At 61.5% G+C, this 17,270-nt stretch carries 14 protein-coding genes; 10 read left to right on the forward strand and 4 right to left on the reverse strand.

What is annotated here, in order from left to right:
- Position 1 precedes the first annotated feature (1 nt).
- The 3 genes from NZK81_RS00790 to NZK81_RS00800 all read right to left on the reverse strand — a co-directional run bounded on the left by NZK81_RS00790 (position 2) and on the right by NZK81_RS00800 (position 4,154).
- A complete protein-coding gene (locus NZK81_RS00790) occupies positions 2 to 2,218 on the reverse strand; it encodes a GumC family protein (protein WP_260043142.1) in 2,217 nt (738 codons plus the stop codon).
- A gap of 206 nt (positions 2,219 to 2,424) precedes the next feature.
- Complete coding sequence (locus NZK81_RS00795) at positions 2,425 to 3,804, reverse strand: O-antigen ligase family protein (protein WP_260043143.1); 1,380 nt, start codon at positions 3,802 to 3,804, stop codon at positions 2,425 to 2,427.
- A gap of 89 nt (positions 3,805 to 3,893) precedes the next feature.
- Positions 3,894 to 4,154: a hypothetical protein gene (locus NZK81_RS00800; RefSeq protein ID WP_260043144.1), complete on the reverse strand. Its 261-nt coding sequence runs from the start codon at positions 4,152 to 4,154 to the stop codon at positions 3,894 to 3,896.
- 318 nt (positions 4,155 to 4,472) lie between these two features.
- On the opposite strand from NZK81_RS00800, the gene NZK81_RS00805 reads away from it, so the two are divergent.
- The 5 genes from NZK81_RS00805 (at position 4,473) to NZK81_RS00825 (ending at position 10,357) form a co-directional block, all read left to right on the forward strand.
- Positions 4,473 to 5,195 carry a M48 family metallopeptidase gene (locus tag NZK81_RS00805; protein ID WP_260043145.1) on the forward strand — a complete coding sequence of 241 codons (723 nt, stop codon included), beginning with the start codon at positions 4,473 to 4,475 and terminating at the stop codon, positions 5,193 to 5,195.
- A 275-nt stretch (positions 5,196 to 5,470) separates the two neighbouring features.
- The gene (locus NZK81_RS00810) at positions 5,471 to 6,184 is read left to right on the forward strand and encodes a polysaccharide biosynthesis/export family protein (RefSeq protein ID WP_260043146.1); all 714 of its coding nucleotides are present in this window, start codon (positions 5,471 to 5,473) and stop codon (positions 6,182 to 6,184) included.
- 264 nt (positions 6,185 to 6,448) lie between these two features.
- On the forward strand, positions 6,449 to 7,453 hold the full coding sequence (gene galE, locus NZK81_RS00815; RefSeq protein WP_260043147.1) for a UDP-glucose 4-epimerase GalE: 1,005 nt from the start codon (positions 6,449 to 6,451) through the stop codon (positions 7,451 to 7,453).
- Positions 7,454 to 7,943: 490 nt separating this feature from the next.
- Positions 7,944 to 8,957 (forward strand): NAD-dependent epimerase/dehydratase family protein, encoded by a 1,014-nt coding sequence (locus NZK81_RS00820; protein WP_260043148.1) that lies wholly within the window; start codon positions 7,944 to 7,946, stop codon positions 8,955 to 8,957.
- A gap of 89 nt (positions 8,958 to 9,046) precedes the next feature.
- Positions 9,047 to 10,357, forward strand: coding sequence for a UDP-glucose dehydrogenase family protein (locus tag NZK81_RS00825; RefSeq protein ID WP_260043149.1), 1,311 nt, complete (start codon positions 9,047 to 9,049; stop codon positions 10,355 to 10,357).
- 31 nt (positions 10,358 to 10,388) lie between these two features.
- On the opposite strand, the gene NZK81_RS00830 is transcribed toward NZK81_RS00825, so the two are convergent.
- On the reverse strand, positions 10,389 to 10,634 hold the full coding sequence (locus tag NZK81_RS00830) for a hypothetical protein (protein ID WP_260043151.1): 246 nt from the start codon (positions 10,632 to 10,634) through the stop codon (positions 10,389 to 10,391).
- Between the two features lie 202 nt (positions 10,635 to 10,836).
- Here NZK81_RS00830 and NZK81_RS00835 point away from each other — a divergent pair, with 202 nt between their 5' ends.
- The 5 genes from NZK81_RS00835 to fdhF all read left to right on the forward strand — a co-directional run bounded on the left by NZK81_RS00835 (position 10,837) and on the right by fdhF (position 17,269).
- A complete protein-coding gene (locus tag NZK81_RS00835; protein ID WP_260043152.1) occupies positions 10,837 to 11,283 on the forward strand; it encodes a MarR family winged helix-turn-helix transcriptional regulator in 447 nt (148 codons plus the stop codon).
- Positions 11,284 to 11,427: 144 nt separating this feature from the next.
- Entirely contained in the window at positions 11,428 to 12,327 is a 900-nt protein-coding gene (locus NZK81_RS00840; RefSeq protein WP_260043153.1) for a LysR family transcriptional regulator, read from the forward strand.
- Positions 12,328 to 12,407: 80 nt separating this feature from the next.
- Entirely contained in the window at positions 12,408 to 12,872 is a 465-nt protein-coding gene (locus NZK81_RS00845; RefSeq protein ID WP_260043155.1) for a formate dehydrogenase subunit gamma, read from the forward strand.
- A complete protein-coding gene (locus tag NZK81_RS00850) occupies positions 12,869 to 14,422 on the forward strand; it encodes an NADH-ubiquinone oxidoreductase-F iron-sulfur binding region domain-containing protein (RefSeq protein ID WP_260043156.1) in 1,554 nt (517 codons plus the stop codon). The genes NZK81_RS00845 and NZK81_RS00850 overlap by 4 nt, the downstream gene beginning before the upstream one ends.
- A 6-nt stretch (positions 14,423 to 14,428) precedes the next feature.
- On the forward strand, positions 14,429 to 17,269 hold the full coding sequence (gene fdhF / locus NZK81_RS00855) for a formate dehydrogenase subunit alpha (RefSeq protein ID WP_260043157.1): 2,841 nt from the start codon (positions 14,429 to 14,431) through the stop codon (positions 17,267 to 17,269).
- The last annotated feature ends 1 nt before the right edge of the window (position 17,270 follow it).

A 17,270-nucleotide genomic window follows, 5' to 3' on the forward strand; every position in this document is an offset into this window, starting at 1 on the left:
ATCAGGCGTCTGCGCTGGAGCGATCAGATCCGTAAGAGTAATAATTGTAGCCATAATAGGCATAGTCGCCGTTAGCAGATCTAGCATCAAACTTGGTTACGACCGCGCCGATAATCTTGGCGTTCACCATCGACAAGCGCCGAAGAGCGGACTTGACCGCCCCTCGATGGAAGCGGGATGCATCGATCACGAACAGGACGCCGTCTGTCAAGCTGGCAATGGAAGCCGTATCGGACAGGCCCAACATCGGCGCCGAGTCAACTACAACCACATCAAAGCGCGCCGTAGCCTCTTCAATCACCCGAGGCAGTCGATCACCGCCGAGCAGCAATGACGGTTCGGGAGGAATCGGCAGACCGGTCATGTAAGTAAGATGATCAAAACCAGAAGGATGGAGCACGGCATCAAAGCTGGCATCACCAACAAGAAGTTCGGTCAAGCCCGGAACGTTCTTCTCGGCCATGCGGCGGTGCAGCGTCGGCCGGCGAAGGTCTGCGTCGATTAGCAACACGGACTTACCCAAGCGCGCAAGATCGACCGCGACTGAATGTGCTGACGTTGTCTTGCCTTCCGATTCGTTGGTACTGGTCACCACCAGCACACGAGGAAAACCATTAGAGGTCGAGAAACGAAGGTTTGCCACCAACGAGTGGTAGGCTTCCGAAAGCGACGACTTCACATCATCCGCCGCAGCGGCCGCTTCACCTTCCGGTACTGCTGGAATAAGGCCCAGCAAAGGCAGCCCCAGCTTCGCTTCGACGTCTTCCGGCGACCGAACAGTATCATCAAAGTGCTCACGCAGCAGGACGAAGAGACCTGCACCGCCGAGGCCAAGAACGAGCGCCACAAACAAATTGAGAATCAGGCTCGGTGACGACGGTTCCCGCGGGACATCGGCCCTATCGACCAAAGTTACGTTGTTTGATGTGGAACCAGCAGTGGCATTCAGTTGATTGTAGCGCTCAAGCAGCGTGTCATAGAGCGCACGATCAGTCTCGGCCACCCGCTTTAGAACCGCATAACCCACGCCACGTTCTTGTTCTCCCATGGCGTCATCGCGCAACTTCTCGACTTGCGTCTTGAGCGAGTCCTCACGCGCGCGTGAGGACGAAAATTCAAGGTAGATGGACCGTTTAATACCACCGCCGATCGTATTGATACGTTTATTAAGCTCACTAATTTGAGCCTTGAGCACTTTGACGCTTGGATAGTCATCAAGGTGACGACTTTGCTCATCAGCGAGCTGAGCCTCCAAAGTTGCCTTCTGCTTCAGAATATCCTGTATTGCTGCATTTTCAATAACCTGCGGAATGGAAAGAACGGGCTCTTTGGCAATAGTATTCCAGCGATCTTCTGCCGCAAGACGGTCAGCGGTCGCTGCAGCTGCCGCGCTGTTTACTTGCACGAGTGAATTGTTGGTCACCGATAGCGTCGTCTCGCGGTCAGCGTTCTGGCCTTGTCCGGAAATACGGATCAGGCCGGCAGCACGAGAATACTGGTTGAGCTCCCGCTCCGAGGCCTCGACTTTCGATCGAGCCTCCGCCAGTTGGTTTGCAAGAAACTGCCGTGCATAGGCGGAACTTTCAAACTTCCGCTTAAGATTCGATTCCAAATAGTTTTCAGCATAGAGATTTGCGATCTGCGCCGAAGTGGCAGCATCAGTGGATTCGAACTGAATCTTTATAACGCGACTGTCGACCGGCAACACGACGGAGAGGTGCTCCTGCAGAAGTTCTACGACCGTATCGAGACGCAAATCAGCAAGCTCGGACTTTGTCGGGTTCGCACCGTCGAGGTCCTCCATTTGGGGCATTGCCTCGCCCATCGCATCGTAAAAGGCCTGCCTGTCCACAAGCTTCGCGCTTTGCGCCACGCGTTCGGCAAGTGAACGACTGCGAATGATATCAACTTGGGTCTCGAGGAAGCGCTCGGCATCGAACTGCTGGTTTGCGGTATCCTGAAGCTCGCTTCCTTCTATGATCGTATCGGTGGTTTGCTCCACGAGAACTTGCGCGGTCGCAATGTAGCGGGGCACCATCAGGAGCGTCACCAGGAAGCCGGCAATCAGAACGCCAATCACGATCAGCGCTATCCATTTGACGTTGCGGCGTACTGCGGACAGGATCTGCTTGAGATCTATCCCCAGAAGCTGATCCCGCTCTTCGAAAGAGCCAACATAGCTTCCTTCATCGCCATTCATCATGACACCGTCGGTCAATGTATTCCCCGTCATTGGATAATCGTTTTCATTGTGCCGCAAACTCGATGTCGCGACGTGGTGAACCCTGTCGACAGATCGAAGCGCTAGCGCACCTTATACACAAAGCCAAGCAGTCAGCGCATGTTACGCACGTCAGGCAAAAGCAAGGAGGTGCGATCTGCAAATCCCTCAATAAATGGTAAAAAATCGAGCCTATTCGCACACTATTTATTCAAATCCTTTTTGGACGCTGCGTGCACAAGCAACGACAAAAAAGAAGCAGCGACACAAAGAATCGCCTGATTTCTTAGTGGGTAATCAATAGACGATTGCATTCCGATGACCGCAAGCCCAGAAACAGCCGCCACCCCTTGCCAGCGCCGCTCTCCTTGCCAGGCACGCAACCCCGCCCAGGCAATCCAAACAAGCCATGCAACAATCAGGATCACCCCAACCACACCGCCTTCCTGCGCGATTTCCAGATAATCGTTGTGGGCGCGACCCGCGTGGAATGCCCACACATGCTCGAGAGTCTCATCGACCTCAAAAACTTCCGGAAATGTAGAAATGCCACTCCCCACAGGCCAAAACCTTTCGGCTGAAGTAATGGTGTCTTCCCATATCGCAGGGCGCACGTCGTCAAGGCGCTCGAAACGGTCGAAGCTGCTGCCAAAGCGCGTACCTGCTTGCAGGCCGATCAACGCACCCGCAGCAACCAACACGCCCAGCACCAGAAACGTCATCTTGCGAGTTCTGGATACATCCATGCGGTACAGATAGCCAAAAGCAGCCACCATTATGACCATCAGCAGCACGCCTATGCTGGAACGCGATTGTGTCAAGACAACCGCGACGGCCAGCAACACCGCAACACCAACCCGCACCCAAGGCTGGAACCACCGGCCCCCATGTCGCCGTGCGCGCGCCATGCCCCCTCCAATCAGGCCCAGCAACCCAGTAATCGCAAGGACGAAAAAGAGCCCTGCGCTGTTGTGGTTAGCAAAAGTCCCATAGAGATATCCGGCATGGACGTGCTCGCGGTACAAAAGAAGGACACGATTGCCGCCCAGCATCTGAACGCCGCCAAGAGCCATCGCGGCCAACCCCAGCAGGACTAGCGTATACAGTACGCGCTCCCATTCGCTGCGGTCGAAACGCCATGAAAGAACGAACACGGCGAACATTGGGATGAGTGAAAAAAACGCAATAAGGGTCCGCGATGGCGCCAGCGAAATGGAATACCAAGCGTCCGAGCGATTGATCAGCCCCAGACTTTCGGACAGAAGATCGCGCCCTGGAAGCCGCCCCCACAAGGACGGCGGTAGCGGCACCAACTGCGCCAGCGGCAACGCCACTGTCAGCCCACAAAGGACAACAAAGAAACGCGGCGCATCACGAAGGAAATCCATCACTCGCTCAGGATGCAACGCCAATACCAGCAGCGCCGCCAACTGAACCATGAGGTTATTTATGCCGTAGGCGGATCCCCCTCCACCAAACAGCAATGCCAGAACCAGCAAAGCTTGTAGCTGAAATTCTGGCTGGCGCCACAGCGCAACACCTGCCTGCCTAAAACGCAGCCCCGACTGGAGAAACCTCGTCAAAACCGCACCCTGCAGGATACCCACATCAGAAAAACAATGAGGCCCGACATCGCATTAACGCGCGCCGGACCCCAAAAAATCAGCAGAAATCAGCTACCGCTCGAACCGTTGTCGTCCGCAGCGATAATCACACCACCAACAACGGCGGCGAGAGCAAGGCCGCCAATCAGGAGGCCCGAAGTGGCCTTCTGCTTCTTGGCGACCGAAGTGGAATTGCGCGCGCCTTCGGATGCGATCGACACACCGGCCGACGGAACCGAAGCAGCTGCCTTGGTGCCCGCCTGGGCAGCCACGGGAGCAAGCACGAGCCCAGCAGCAGCAACTGCCGGCAGGACGTTACGAAGGTTCATGAATGGGTTCTCCTGTTGATTGCCCGACACTGGACGAAAGTCCGGTATACTCATATACCGCAACGCACAATGTCCTGCAAACCTAAATATGCTGTTAAATTCATGTTATTGCGAGCACTAGTGCGGCTGATCGCCATTGTTGCACCGTTCGCCTTCGGTCCCTCGGCCATACTCGCCACAGCCGAGCCTCAGCCTTGGCCGATAGCGATCCGAACCCAAATAGACCGAATCGGCGCAGTGGAGTTTTCCTTGCGGAAGTCGTCCGGACACCTCTGCGGGTCGACCAGCACAGCCACCGGCATAAAGATAGACTCCATCATGGCATATGCCATGCAGGACCGCCCCCTCGTCCGCGACCTTACCGGACTAGGAGATTTACCCCAGGTAATCGCCGTCGCTCCGGAAAGTCCCGCGCAGGTTGCAGGAATTCGCCCCGGAGATGATATTCTGTCCGTGAACGCCACTCCGGTTTCCGAAATTGTTGCGAAAGACCCCGAAGCCGGATCGCTTGCGGACCATTTGGAAGAATTGCTCGCCGCAACACCCGAAGGCGAGGACATCACCCTGGAGCTGGAACGTGGCGGGCATACTCTGACTATAAGCTTCCGCGGAGAGCAACTGTGCGCAACGCGATTCATTCTAAAAACCGGAAAGGGCGTTACCGCTTACAGCGATGGACAGAACGTCGCCCTGAGCGCCAAGCTCGTCGATTTTGCGCAAAATGCAGACGAACTGGCCGTGTTCGCATCGCATGAGCTGGCACACGTTGTGGCCCGCGACGGCAAAGCCAAAGGCCTGCGCGAACGACGCGCGATGGAAGATCGCGCCGACACTCTGGGGGCAGATCTGATGCGTTGCGCAGGTTACAACGTCGAGCGAGGGCTTGAAATCTGGCATCGCTACAACCAGCGCGATATACTGCGCTGGCTACGCGACCCGAGTCATCGCAACATCCCCGAACGAGTCCGCCGCATCGAAGCCCATATTGCAAGCACTCCCGAGACGTGCCCGCCCCCAGGAGTGCCAGAGCTTGAGGACTGAAAGTCCTCACCCAATGGGATTGCCAAGCAAGATCAGGCCAAGGGACTTGGTACAGCAGATCGTCATCGATTTGCACCGTTCTGTCGCTATCCTGACGACAGATCGGGCACTTCGACGAAATCTGACGTTCCCTGGAAAGCCGGACACCCAATTAAAGATGCGCGACAGTACGGAGCGACTTTCCTACTACGCAGACAACCATCATGTTTCGGCCTAGCCACGCAGCTATGCGCTCGATATGGCGGACACGCCCAAGGTTATGGAGACATTCGATAATGCTCAGTTCTCGTAGAAGCCTCGGCCTCGCCACCTTGTTTGCGAACCTCGCGCTAGTGGCAGGCTGTACTTCGGTAACGGAGAATCCGAACCTGCCAGTCGGTCAGGCTGCTTACGATGTCATTCCAGCGACGGTAGAAGCCCCCACTGCCTATACGATCGACCCGGCCGATTCCGTCTCTGTCAACGTCTTCGGTGAACCTGATCTCACGTTTGACAAGCTACTTGTGGACAATGCTGGCTTTATCCAGATGCCACTTATCGGGCAAATCAAGGCAGCTGGACAAACTCCCGCCGAGGTGTCCGGTGAAATTGCGACCCTGCTCGGCAGGCAGTACCTCGTAGACCCGCAGGTCACCGTCTCGGTTGTCGAAGCCGCGCCGCGATACGTCTCGGTGGAAGGCGAAGTGAACAAACCCGGCGTGTACGAAATCGACTACGACACGACCCTGCTCTCTGCCATCGCGCGCGCCGAGAGCCCCACTTATACCGCCAAGCTTAGCGAGGTCGTGATCTTTCGCACGATCAATGGGCAGCGCATGGCCGGGCGCTTCAACCTCAAGGATATTCGAGGCGGTGTGAGCCCCGATCCGATCGTCAAGGATGGGGACATCGTGATGATAGGCTATTCCGGCAAACGCGGGCTTTGGCAGGATATCCTGAAAGCCGCGCCGATTTTCAACGCCTTCGCCGTGGTCAGTCGCAACTTCTGAGCCTGGCGGCGGCAACATCGCCTGGTCGGGGCGTCAGCAAGACATTACGCGTTCCGGGAATTCATTTCCGACGAATTCCCGGAACGCGTCGGCACAGCGATGCCCATTCGTGTTCATGACCGGTCAAGTCTGGCTGTCGGCACAGGCGATTACAAACTCAATCGGCCGCGCCGTGCATAACTGGACGATGCGTTTCGAAGTTAGGCAAACGGTCAGAATTCCATATTATCAAGCTGCACTGTCTGAAACAGCCATCCGGAAAACATGACCAGCAAAGTCCCCGTCCTCGTTACCGGCGGCGCCGGCTACATCGGCAGTCATGCCGTTCTCGCCCTCAAGGACGCCGGCTGGCCGGTCGCCGTGGTCGACAACCTAACCACCGGCTTTCGCTTCGCGGTGCCCGAGGGCGTGCCGCTCTATGAAGGCGATATCGAGGATGCCGATCTGTTGGCGCGCATATTTGCCGAGCAGGGAATCGGGGCGATCATGCATTTCGCCGGGTCGATCATCGTGCCCGAGTCGGTGGAGAACCCGCTCAAGTACTATCACAACAACACCGCCAAGAGCCGCGCGCTCATCGAAGCGGCAGTAAAGGCCGGGATCCACCACTTCATCTTCAGTTCGACGGCAGCGACTTACGGCATCCCGGAAGTCTCGCCGGTAACGGAGGACAGCCCCAAGCTGCCGATCAATCCCTACGGCATGTCGAAACTGATGACCGAAATCATGCTGGGCGATGTATCGAAGGCGCATCCGTTCAATTACTGCGCGCTGCGCTATTTCAATGTCGCGGGGGCCGATCCGCAGGCACGGACCGGGCAATCGACCGCAGGCGCGACGCATCTCATCAAGGTCGCCGTCGAAGCCGCCCTCGGCAAGCGCAGCCACGTCGCGGTGTTCGGTACCGATTTCGACACGCCCGACGGCACCGGGGTGCGCGACTACATCCATGTCTCCGATCTCGCCAATGCCCATGTCCTCGCGCTTGAGGCGCTGATCGACAACCCCGGGCAGTCGTTGACGATGAACTGCGGGTACGGCCGCGGTTTCTCGGTGCTCGAAGTGCTCGATGCAGTCGACCGGGTCACCAACCAGAAAATCGACCGGCGCATGGAAGGCCGGCGCGCCGGCGATCCGGATTCGCTGATTTCCGACAACAACCGGATCAAGGCCACGCTGCCCTGGGTTCCGCGCTATGCGGACCTTGCCACGATCGTCGAACATGCGCTCGCATGGGAACGCAAGCTGACAGAGATTCGCCGACAATAATCTTCGCACGCCCCAAGCTTGGGAAGAGCGGGGAAACGCCCCGAACCCACAGCACAGCCGGGTTCCGTTGGTTCGCCAGCACTTCCCGATGCCCCGGCTTCGCCGTGCGTCCGGCAATGGGACAAGGCCCGCGGCCAGCGACCAAAAAGTGAAACAGGTCCATGCTACTCGCGCCGCGCAGCCCGAAACGGGCAACGTAATCCGGCGCGATGCATGCCCGTGATCCGCATGCGTCAAGCCTGCTCCGAGGTGACCGTTCCCGCTTCCTGCCTTCGGGCCGGCAGCGGGAACGCGGAGTGGGCACAGGAGAGGCGTGTCCCTCTCTCCTGTGCCCACTCCGCAATTCCGGTTCGGCGCGGTATCAGCCAGGCGCATCGTTCCGGTCCGCCTCTGGCGAGACAATCCGTTATATTCTAGTGCATCTTTTCCATCTAAGGCGCCCCGCAAGGCCGCCAATCGGCAAGACGACCGCAGGAGCTTTGGAAACTTCATGGACTGGCAGGATTCGACAGTGCTGGTGACGGGCGCGGCGGGTTTCATCGGCGCCGCCGTTTCCGAAGCGCTGATGGCACGCGGACAGCCGGTCGTCGGCATCGACAACATGAACGATTACTACCCGGTCTCGCTCAAGCAGGCGCGGATCGACAGGCTGTCCACGCGCGACAACAACCTGTTCCAGTTCCGCCAGGTCGACTTTTCCGACATGGCAGCGTTGAACGGCGCGCTGGAGCAAACCCGCTTTGCCGCGATCGTGCATCTGGGAGCGCAGGCGGGCGTGCGCTATTCGCTCGAGAACCCGCAGGCCTATGCCGCCTCCAACCTGACCGGGCATGTCAACATGCTCGAACTGGCGCGCGCCCGCGACGTCGCGCACATGGTCTATGCCAGCTCCAGTTCGGTCTATGGCGGTAATGCCAAGCTGCCCTTCTCGGTGGAGGACCGCGCCGACCACCCCGTCTCGCTCTATGCCGCTACCAAGAAGGCCGACGAGCTGATGAGCGAGACTTACGCTCACCTGTTTCGCATCCCGCTCACCGGCCTGCGCTTCTTCACGGTCTACGGCCCCTGGGGGCGGCCCGACATGGCCATGTGGAAATTCGCCGAGCGCATCCTCTCGGACCGGCCGATCGACGTCTACAACCACGGCGAGATGCAGCGCGACTTCACGTATATCGACGACATCGTCTCGGGCGTCCTGGCCTGCCTCGACCGTCCGCCTCTCGACGACGGCGAGGAGAAACCGGGCGGCAGCGTCAAGCCGCACGCGCTCTACAACATCGGCAACAACCGCCCCGAGCACCTGATGCGCCTGATCGAACTGCTCGAGGAATCCTGCGGTCGCAAGGCACAGCTCAACCTGCTGCCGATGCAGCCCGGCGACGTGCCGGCGACCTATGCCGACATCACTGCCCTGACCCGTGACACCGGCTACGCCCCGACGACCTCGCTCGAAGCGGGCGTACCGCTCTTCGTGAACTGGTTTAGGAAATACCATTCCTTGTGAACCATTCATTGTAACTATGCCGCTATGGCGTTGGACTTTGCTGAGCCTGGCCCTAAAGGCCGGGCGAATTTCGACCGGATGAGGTTCGTATGAAGATTGCAATGGTAGGCTCGGGCTATGTCGGGCTGGTTTCGGGTGCCTGCTTCGCCGATTTCGGCCACGACGTTGTCTGCATCGACAAGGACCAGTCGAAGATCGACCGCCTCCACGAAGGGGTAATGCCGATCTACGAGCCGGGCCTCGACGCTCTCGTGGCCAGCAACGTCAAGGCGGGCCGACTCACCTTCACCACCGACCTTGCCGAGGGCATCAAGGATGCCAGTGCCATCTTCATCGCAGTGGGCACGCCTTCACGTCGCGGTGACGGGCATGCGGACCTCTCGTTCGTCTATGCCGTCGCGCGCGAAGTGGGCGAGAGCCTTTCGAACGATGCCGTCGTGGTCACCAAGTCGACCGTGCCGGTCGGCACCGGCGATGAGGTCGAGCGCATTCTCAAGGAAAGCGGCACGCCGCATCAGGTCGCCGTGGTCTCCAATCCAGAATTCCTGCGCGAGGGCGCGGCGATCGGCGACTTCAAGCGCCCCGACCGTATCGTCATCGGCGCCGAGGACGAGTTCGGACGCGAGGTGATGCGCGAAGTCTACCGCCCGCTGTTCCTCAACGAATCCCCGATCCTGTTCACGTCGCGCCGCTCGTCGGAACTCATCAAGTACGCCGCCAACGCCTTCCTCGCGACCAAGATCACGTTCATCAACGAGATCGCGGACCTGTGCGAGAAAGTGGGCGGCAACGTCCAGGACGTGGCCCGCGGCATCGGGCTGGACGGCCGCATCGGAGGCAAGTTCCTCCACGCCGGTCCTGGCTACGGCGGCTCGTGCTTCCCCAAGGATACGCTGGCGCTGCTCAAGACCGCCGAGGACTATGAAAGCCCGGTGCGGATCGTCGAGGCGGTTGCCAAGGTCAACGACCTGCGCAAGCGCGCCATGGGCCGCAAGGTCGTGGAAGCACTCGGCGGTGCGGACGCGGCGCGCGGGAAGCGCGTGGCGATGCTCGGCCTGACCTTCAAGCCCAACACCGACGACATGCGCGATTCCCCGGCAATCGCCGTTGCCCAGACGCTCGACGATGCCGGCGTCTCGGTTGCCGCCTACGATCCCGAAGGCATGGAACTGGCAAAGCCGCTGATGCCCGAAGTGGAAATGGCGGCCGATCCCTATACCGCGATCGAAGGGGCCGATGCCGTGGTGATCGTGACCGAATGGGACGCATTCCGCGCTCTCGACCTGGAGCGCGTGAAGGCGCTCGCCAATGCGCCCGTTCTGGTCGACCTGCGCAACATCTACCAGCCCGACGCCATGCGCGAGGCTGGCTTCGCCTACTCGTCCATCGGCCGCGTCTGAAGCAAGGTTTGCCTGTCCTGGCCGGGCGTGCCTAGCCGCGCCCGGCTGACCGGACCGGAGCCGATCCCGTCTCGATACCCTGACGACCACAGGGTTCATCGGGCATGGCAGCAGCGCCCATGCCATTGGCAAGGGCAGAACGGGCAGCTTCCAGGGCCGTCGCCGCATGCACCGCCGGCACCATCAGACCAAGCCTGTCATATAGCGAGACGATCTCGTCCAGAGCATCGATCGATGCGCGAAGCGCGTCTTTGCGAGAGGCAGCGTTTGGGTACATCTATTCCATTCCAGATTCGAATCGGCCGCCCTCGGCCTACTTAGCCCACCACGGGTAAGAACCTAACGGATTTCCCAGGGTTCCCGGACGGCACAAAAATTTCAAACGCTTACATTCCCCTAGTGAAGAAAATTTTATTCCAAAATGGAGTAAACAATGTTTACTAATCTGCGCGGCAGCAGGGCTGCATCAAGGGGCGCAAATGCAACAGAATACCAACAGGGAACGTGAAAGTTCTAGCCTGTTCGAAAAACTCGGCCTGGATCTTAACATCGACTTGAGAACCAGAAATTCCACGGCTTGCAACGACACGACCGACGGCGGCACAAATATCGCCGAAATACTATTCAAAATTCGGCGAAAAAGAGATGAGGTTCTAGGATCCGGAATATTCCATGATCCTGCCTGGGATATTTTACTAAGCCTGTATTGCGCAGAAGCTGACCAGAAGCCGATACACATTAGCAGTGCATGTCTGGCCGCCGGCGTCCCCGCCTCGACCGGAGCGCGGTGGGCGGCAATCCTGATCCAGAATGGACATGTCGAGCAACACAACGACCCTGCAGATGCGGGCCAGTCGCTGCTCAGCCTGACACCGTCGGCCCGCAAGGCGCTCGACAGCCTGTTCGCGCCTTTCGAAAGCAGATAGCCGGAAACGGACCGATCGGGACGCGACGGGAATTCCTCCGGCTCGGCTGATCGCCGGACCAACCGCCGCGACACGACGGACGACCCGTTTCTTTCGCCGGCAGGAGTGATAGAAGGTATCTATCGAAAGCTGCCGGGAAGGTGCATGCAACTACGCGCGCTGCGCTATTTCGTGACCCTGGCGCGCGAAGAACACTTCGCGCGCGCCGCAGATATATGCGGGGTCGCGCAACCGACGCTGTCCTCCGCACTGAACTCGCTCGAAACCCAGCTCGGCAAGCGCCTCGTCGAACGCGACAGACGCTACATCGGATTGACCGAAGAAGGCCGCGCCATGCTGCCCTGGGCGCAGCAGCTGCTCGCCGCGCATGAGGCCATGGTCCATGCGGTCGAGGCGCTCGGTGGACCACTGCGCGGCGAGTTCCGGCTCGGTGCGATTCCCGCGGCCATGCCCAGCGTCGGGCAGTTCACGCAGGCACTGCTGCGGCAACATCCCGGCATGACGCTCTCGGTCCGCTCGCAGACCTCGCGCGAAATCATGCGGGCCATCGAAGCCTTCGAGATCGACGCTGGCGTGACCTATCTCGACCACGAGAGCCCTTCGAACGTAATCAGCGTGCCGCTCTACGCCGAACGCTACGTTTTCGTCACCGCCGAAGCCGGCACGCAGCGCGAATCCGGCGCCGTTTCATGGCAAGAGGTCGCTCGCCATCCACTATGCCTGCTTCACCAGGGCATGCAGAACCGGCGCATTCTCGACGGACTGCTCGACGCGCACGGCCTTTCGGCCACCCCGCGTGCAACGGCGGACAGCTACATCGCCCTGCTCGCCATGGTCCAGTCCGGCGGCCTCGCGACGGTCATGCCCGAACGATACGTGGACCTGATCGAAGGGACGGACTGGGCGCATGTCCGCCCCCTCGCCATGGATGCCGCCATCAGCCGCATCGGCCTCGTCGTCGGCGACCGGGGCCCGCTCGATCCCGTGGCGGCGGCGGCGCTCAACTGCGCACGGCGCATTGCCGGGGAATCGATGCGTGATTGAATTTTTCTATCACGCATCACCCTAATCAATTTGACCGTCCGGCCCCGATACCGCAGCGTGATGCCCAAGAGAGAGGCACCATGACGCAAACCGCCCAGATCCAGTCCATCATCGACCGCTTCGTGCACAGCGACCAGCGCGGCGCACTGCTCCCCCTCCTTCACGAAATACAGGAAGAGCTCGGCTTCATCGCCCCCGGGGCCGTGCCGCTGATCGCCGATGCGCTGCTCATCAGCCGCGCAGAAGTACACGGGGTAATCAGCTTCTACCCCGACTTCCGCACCGAGCCGCCCGCCCGCCACGTAATCAAGCTGTGCCGTGCGGAGAGCTGCCAGGCGCGCGGAGGCGCGGCGATAGAGGCCGAGCTGTCCCATCATCTCGGCGTCGCCATGGGCCATGCCCGCAAGGACGGGCAGGTCGCGCTCGAACCCGTATATTGCCTGGGCCTTTGCGCCATAGGCCCCAATGCCATGGTCGACGACCGGCCGGTGGCGCGCATCGACAGCGCGGCCATCGGCAGGATCGCGGGCGAGGTGGAAGCATGATGCGGATCTTCGTCAGCAAGGACATGGCCTCTGTTGCCCTCGGTGCCGACAGCCTGGCCGAAGCCTTCGCCAGCGCCGGCTGCGAGGTGGTGCGCACCGGATCACGCGGGCTCTTCGCCATCGAGCCGCTGGCCGAGGTCGAGACCGACGAAGGCCGCATTGCCTATGGCCCCGTCGGCCCGAACGATGTCTCGGCCGTGCTGGACGGGAGCCATCCGGCCCGCATCGGCAGGATCGAGGACCATCCCTTCTTCTCCGGCCAGCAGCGCTTTACTTTCGCGCGTTGCGGCGTGACCGATCCGCTCAGCCTGTCCGACTATGCCGCGCACGGCGGATGGAAAGGGCTGGAGACGGCCCTCGGACTTTCGCCGCAGGCCGTGGTGGACGCCGTCAAGGCCTCGGGCCTGCGCGGCCGGGGCGGGGCGGGCTTTCCTACCGGCATCAAATGGCAGACGGTGCTCGATGCCGCAGCGGACGAGAAGTTCATCATCTGCAACGCCGACGAAGGCGACAGCGGCACTTTCGCGGACCGCATGCTGATCGAAGGCGATCCCTTTTGCCTGATCGAGGGCATGGCAATCGCCAGCCACGCCGTGGGCGCCAGCCACGGCTACATCTACATCCGCAGCGAATATCCCTCCGCTATCGCCGCCATGCGCGAGGCGATTGCCCGTTCGGCCACGAAGATCGCGCCCTTCACGCTGGAAGTACGCGTCGGCGCGGGCACTTACGTCTGCGGCGAGGAAACCGCGCTGCTCGAATCCATAGAAGGCAAACGCGGAGAGGTCCGCGCGAAGCCCCCGCTGCCGGCTGTCGAGGGCCTGTTCGGCAGGCCAACCGTCATCAACAACGTACTCAGCCTTGCTGCCGTGCCGTTCATCCTTGCCGAGGGCGCGCAGGCTTATGCCGAGGTCGGCTTCGGTCGGTCGCGCGGCACCATGCCGGTGCAGATCGCCGGCAACGTGAAGAACGGCGGGCTCTACGAGATCGGTTTCGGCGTGACGCTGGGCGAACTCGTCAACCAGATCGGCGGCGGCACCGCCAGCGGCCGTCCGGTGCGCGCGGTACAGGTCGGCGGGCCGCTCGGCGCCTATTTCCCGCCCTCGATGTTCCACCTGCCTTTCGACTACGAGGCCTTTGCCGAGGCAGGCGGGCTGATCGGCCATGCCGGGATCACCGTGTTCGACGACACCGTCGACATGGCCCACATGGCCCGCTTCGCCATGGAGTTCTGCGCGGTCGAGAGTTGCGGGAAGTGCACGCCCTGCCGCATCGGCTCGACGCGCGGCACCGAACTGATCGACCGCATCGTCGCCAAGGCCCCACGCGCGGCGGGCACGCTCGAAACCCTGCCGCAGATGCGCAACGCTCGCACTGCGGCGCGCTCGCACGAGGAGGAAATCGACCTGCTGCGCGACTTGTGCGACACCATGAAACACGGCTCACTCTGCGCCCTGGGCGGCTTCACGCCCTATCCCGTGCTGAGCGCGCTCGATCACTTCCCCGAGGATTTCGGCAGCGGCCATGCGCTGACCGAAGCGGCGGAGTAACACGATATGACATTCACCCGCGAAAAGGATTTCGGCACACCGGAAGCGACCGGCGAGGCCGTATCGCTCACCATCGACGGCCAGCAGGTCTCCGTCCCCGCCGGCACCTCGATCATGCGCGCCGCCGCCATGGTCGAAACCGCGATCCCCAAGCTCTGCGCCACCGACAGTCTCGAAAGCTTCGGCTCTTGCCGCATGTGCCTAGTCGAAATCGAGGGCCGCAAGGGTTACCCCGCCTCCTGCACCACCCCCGTCGCGTCCGGCATGGTCGTGCGCACCGAGACCGACAAGTTGCGCAAGCTACGGCGCGGGGTGATGGAGCTCTATATCTCCGACCACCCGCTCGACTGCCTCACCTGCAGCGCCAACGGCGATTGCGAGCTGCAGGACATGGCGGGCGCGGTGGGCCTGCGCGATGTGCGTTTCGGCTTCGAGGGCGCCAACCACCTCGAAGGCTGCAAGGACGAATCCAACCCTTATTTCACTTTCGATCCGGCCAAGTGCATCGTCTGCTCGCGCTGCGTGCGCGCCTGCGACGAGGTGCAGGGCACGCTGGCTCTCACCGTCGACGGACGCGGCTTTGCCAGCAAGATTTCCGCGAGCCAGGGCGAGGGCTTCCTTGCCTCCGAATGCGTCTCCTGCGGCGCGTGCGTGCAGGCCTGCCCGACCTCAGCGCTGATCGAGAACACGGTGATCGAAAAGGGCACGCCGGACCGTGCCGTCGTCACCACCTGCGCCTATTGCGGCGTCGGCTGCACCTTCCGCGCCGAGATGCGCGGCGAGGAACTGGTGCGCATGGTGCCGTGGAAGGAAGGCAAGGCCAACCACGGCCACTCCTGCGTGAAGGGCCGCTTCGCCTGGGGCTATGCCCAGCACCGCGACCGCATCCTCAATCCGATGGTCCGCAATTCGGTGGATGAGCCTTGGCGCGAGGTTTCGTGGGATGAGGCCATTGTCCACGTCGCCTCCGAATTCCGCCGCATCCAGAACAGCTACGGCACCCGCGCGATCGGCGGCATCACCTCCAGCCGCTGCACCAACGAGGAGACCTTCCTCGTCCAGAAGCTGATCCGGCAGGGCTTCGGCAACAACAATGTCGATACCTGCGCACGCGTGTGCCACTCGCCGACCGGATACGGCCTCAAGACCACGTTTGGCACTTCGGCCGGAACGCAGGACTTCGACAGCGTCGAGCAGGCCGATGTCGTTCTCGTCATCGGCGCCAACCCGACCGACGGCCATCCCGTCTTCGGCAGCCGCCTGAAGAAGCGCCTGCGTGAAGGCGCGAAGCTGATCGTCATCGACCCGCGCCGAATCGACCTCGTGCGCTCGCCGCATGTCGAGGCGGCACACCACCTGCCGCTGCGTCCGGGCACCAATGTCGCCCTGCTCACTGCCATGGCGCACGTCATCGTCACCGAGGGGCTGGTGGACGAGACCTATGTGCGCGAGCGTTGCGATACCGAGGCCTATGGCGAATGGGCCGCGTTCGTTTCCGATCCCGCCCGCTCGCCCGAGGCGATCGAGGAACTGACCGGCGTTCCCGCCGCCGACGTGTGCGCCGCCGCGCGGCTCTATGCCACCGGGGGCAATGGCGCGATCTACTACGGCCTTGGCGTCACGGAACACTCACAGGGCTCGTCGACGGTCATGGCCATCGCCAACCTCGCCATGGCCACCGGCAATGTCGGCAAGCCCGGCGCCGGCGTGAATCCCCTGCGCGGGCAGAACAACGTGCAGGGATCGTGCGACATGGGCAGCTTCCCGCACGAACTGCCCGGCTACCGCCATGTCTCGGACAGCGTCGCGCGCGCGCAGTTCGAACAGGACTGGGGTGTCACGCTCGATGCCGAACCGGGCCTGCGCATCAACAACATGCTCGATGCGGCGACCGACGGCACGTTCAAGGGCATTTTCATCCAGGGCGAGGACATCCTGCAGTCGGATCCCAACACCACTCATGTGGCGGCGGGATTGGCCGCGATGGAATGCGTGGTCGTGCAGGACCTCTTCCTCAACGAGACCGCCAACTACGCGCACGTCTTCCTGCCGGGGTCGACCTTCCTCGAAAAGGACGGGACTTTCACCAATGCCGAACGCCGCATCCAGCGCGTGCGCAAGGTGATGGAGCCAAAGAACGGCTACGCCGACTGGGAAGTGGTGCAGCTCGTCGCCAATGCGATGGGGCTGGGCTGGACCTATACCCATCCCTCGCAGGTAATGAATGAGATCGCGCGCCTCACGCCGACCTTCGCGGGTGTGACCTACGACGTGCTGGATCAGCGCGGTTCGGTCCAGTGGCCGGTGAACGAGGCCGCGCCCGATGGCACGCCGACCATGCACATCGACCACTTCGTGCGCGGCAAGGGCCTGTTCGTCGTCACCGACTATGTGCCGACCGACGAGCGCACCGGCCCGCGCTTCCCGCTGCTGCTCACCACCGGGCGCATCCTCAGCCAGTACAACGTCGGCGCGCAGACGCGGCGCACGCCGAACGAGGCCTGGCATGCCGAGGACCGGCTGGAGATCCACCCGCACGATGCCGAAAACCGGGGCATACGCGACGGCGATTGGGTGGCGCTGCGCAGCCGCGCGGGCGAGACCACCTTGCGCGCGCTCATCACCGACCGGGTAGCGCCCGGCGTGGTCTATACCACTTTCCACCACCCCGACACGCAAGCCAACGTCATCACCACGGACTTTTCCGACTGGGCGACCAACTGCCCCGAATACAAGGTGACTGCCGTCCAGGTCGCGCCGTCCAACGGACCTTCCGACTGGCAAAGGCGTTATCGTGCGCAGGCGGACCAGAGCCGCCGCATCGAGACGGCCGAACCTGCGGAGTGAC

It is taken from the genome of Novosphingobium mangrovisedimenti (assembly GCF_025153475.1).
Taxonomy (GTDB): Bacteria; Pseudomonadota; Alphaproteobacteria; order Sphingomonadales; family Sphingomonadaceae; genus Novosphingobium; species Novosphingobium mangrovi_A.

Bases quoted from the DNA above. Each gene is read 5' to 3' on its own strand.
- NZK81_RS00805 (WP_260043145.1), top strand. From the start codon at position 4,473: ATGGCATATGCCATGCAGGACCGCCCCCTCGTCCGCGACCTTACCGGA.
- NZK81_RS00825 (WP_260043149.1), top strand. From the start codon at position 9,047: ATGAAGATTGCAATGGTAGGCTCGGGCTATGTCGGGCTGGTTTCGGGT.
- NZK81_RS00835 (WP_260043152.1), top strand. From the start codon at position 10,837: ATGCAACAGAATACCAACAGGGAACGTGAAAGTTCTAGCCTGTTCGAA.
- NZK81_RS00830 (WP_260043151.1), bottom strand. From the start codon at position 10,634: ATGTACCCAAACGCTGCCTCTCGCAAAGACGCGCTTCGCGCATCGATC.
- NZK81_RS00840 (WP_260043153.1), top strand. From the start codon at position 11,428: ATGCAACTACGCGCGCTGCGCTATTTCGTGACCCTGGCGCGCGAAGAA.
- NZK81_RS00845 (WP_260043155.1), top strand. From the start codon at position 12,408: ATGACGCAAACCGCCCAGATCCAGTCCATCATCGACCGCTTCGTGCAC.
- NZK81_RS00850 (WP_260043156.1), top strand. From the start codon at position 12,869: ATGATGCGGATCTTCGTCAGCAAGGACATGGCCTCTGTTGCCCTCGGT.
- NZK81_RS00810 (WP_260043146.1), top strand. From the start codon at position 5,471: ATGCTCAGTTCTCGTAGAAGCCTCGGCCTCGCCACCTTGTTTGCGAAC.
- fdhF (WP_260043157.1), top strand. From the start codon at position 14,429: ATGACATTCACCCGCGAAAAGGATTTCGGCACACCGGAAGCGACCGGC.
- galE (WP_260043147.1), top strand. From the start codon at position 6,449: ATGACCAGCAAAGTCCCCGTCCTCGTTACCGGCGGCGCCGGCTACATC.
- NZK81_RS00820 (WP_260043148.1), top strand. From the start codon at position 7,944: ATGGACTGGCAGGATTCGACAGTGCTGGTGACGGGCGCGGCGGGTTTC.
- NZK81_RS00800 (WP_260043144.1), bottom strand. From the start codon at position 4,154: ATGAACCTTCGTAACGTCCTGCCGGCAGTTGCTGCTGCTGGGCTCGTG.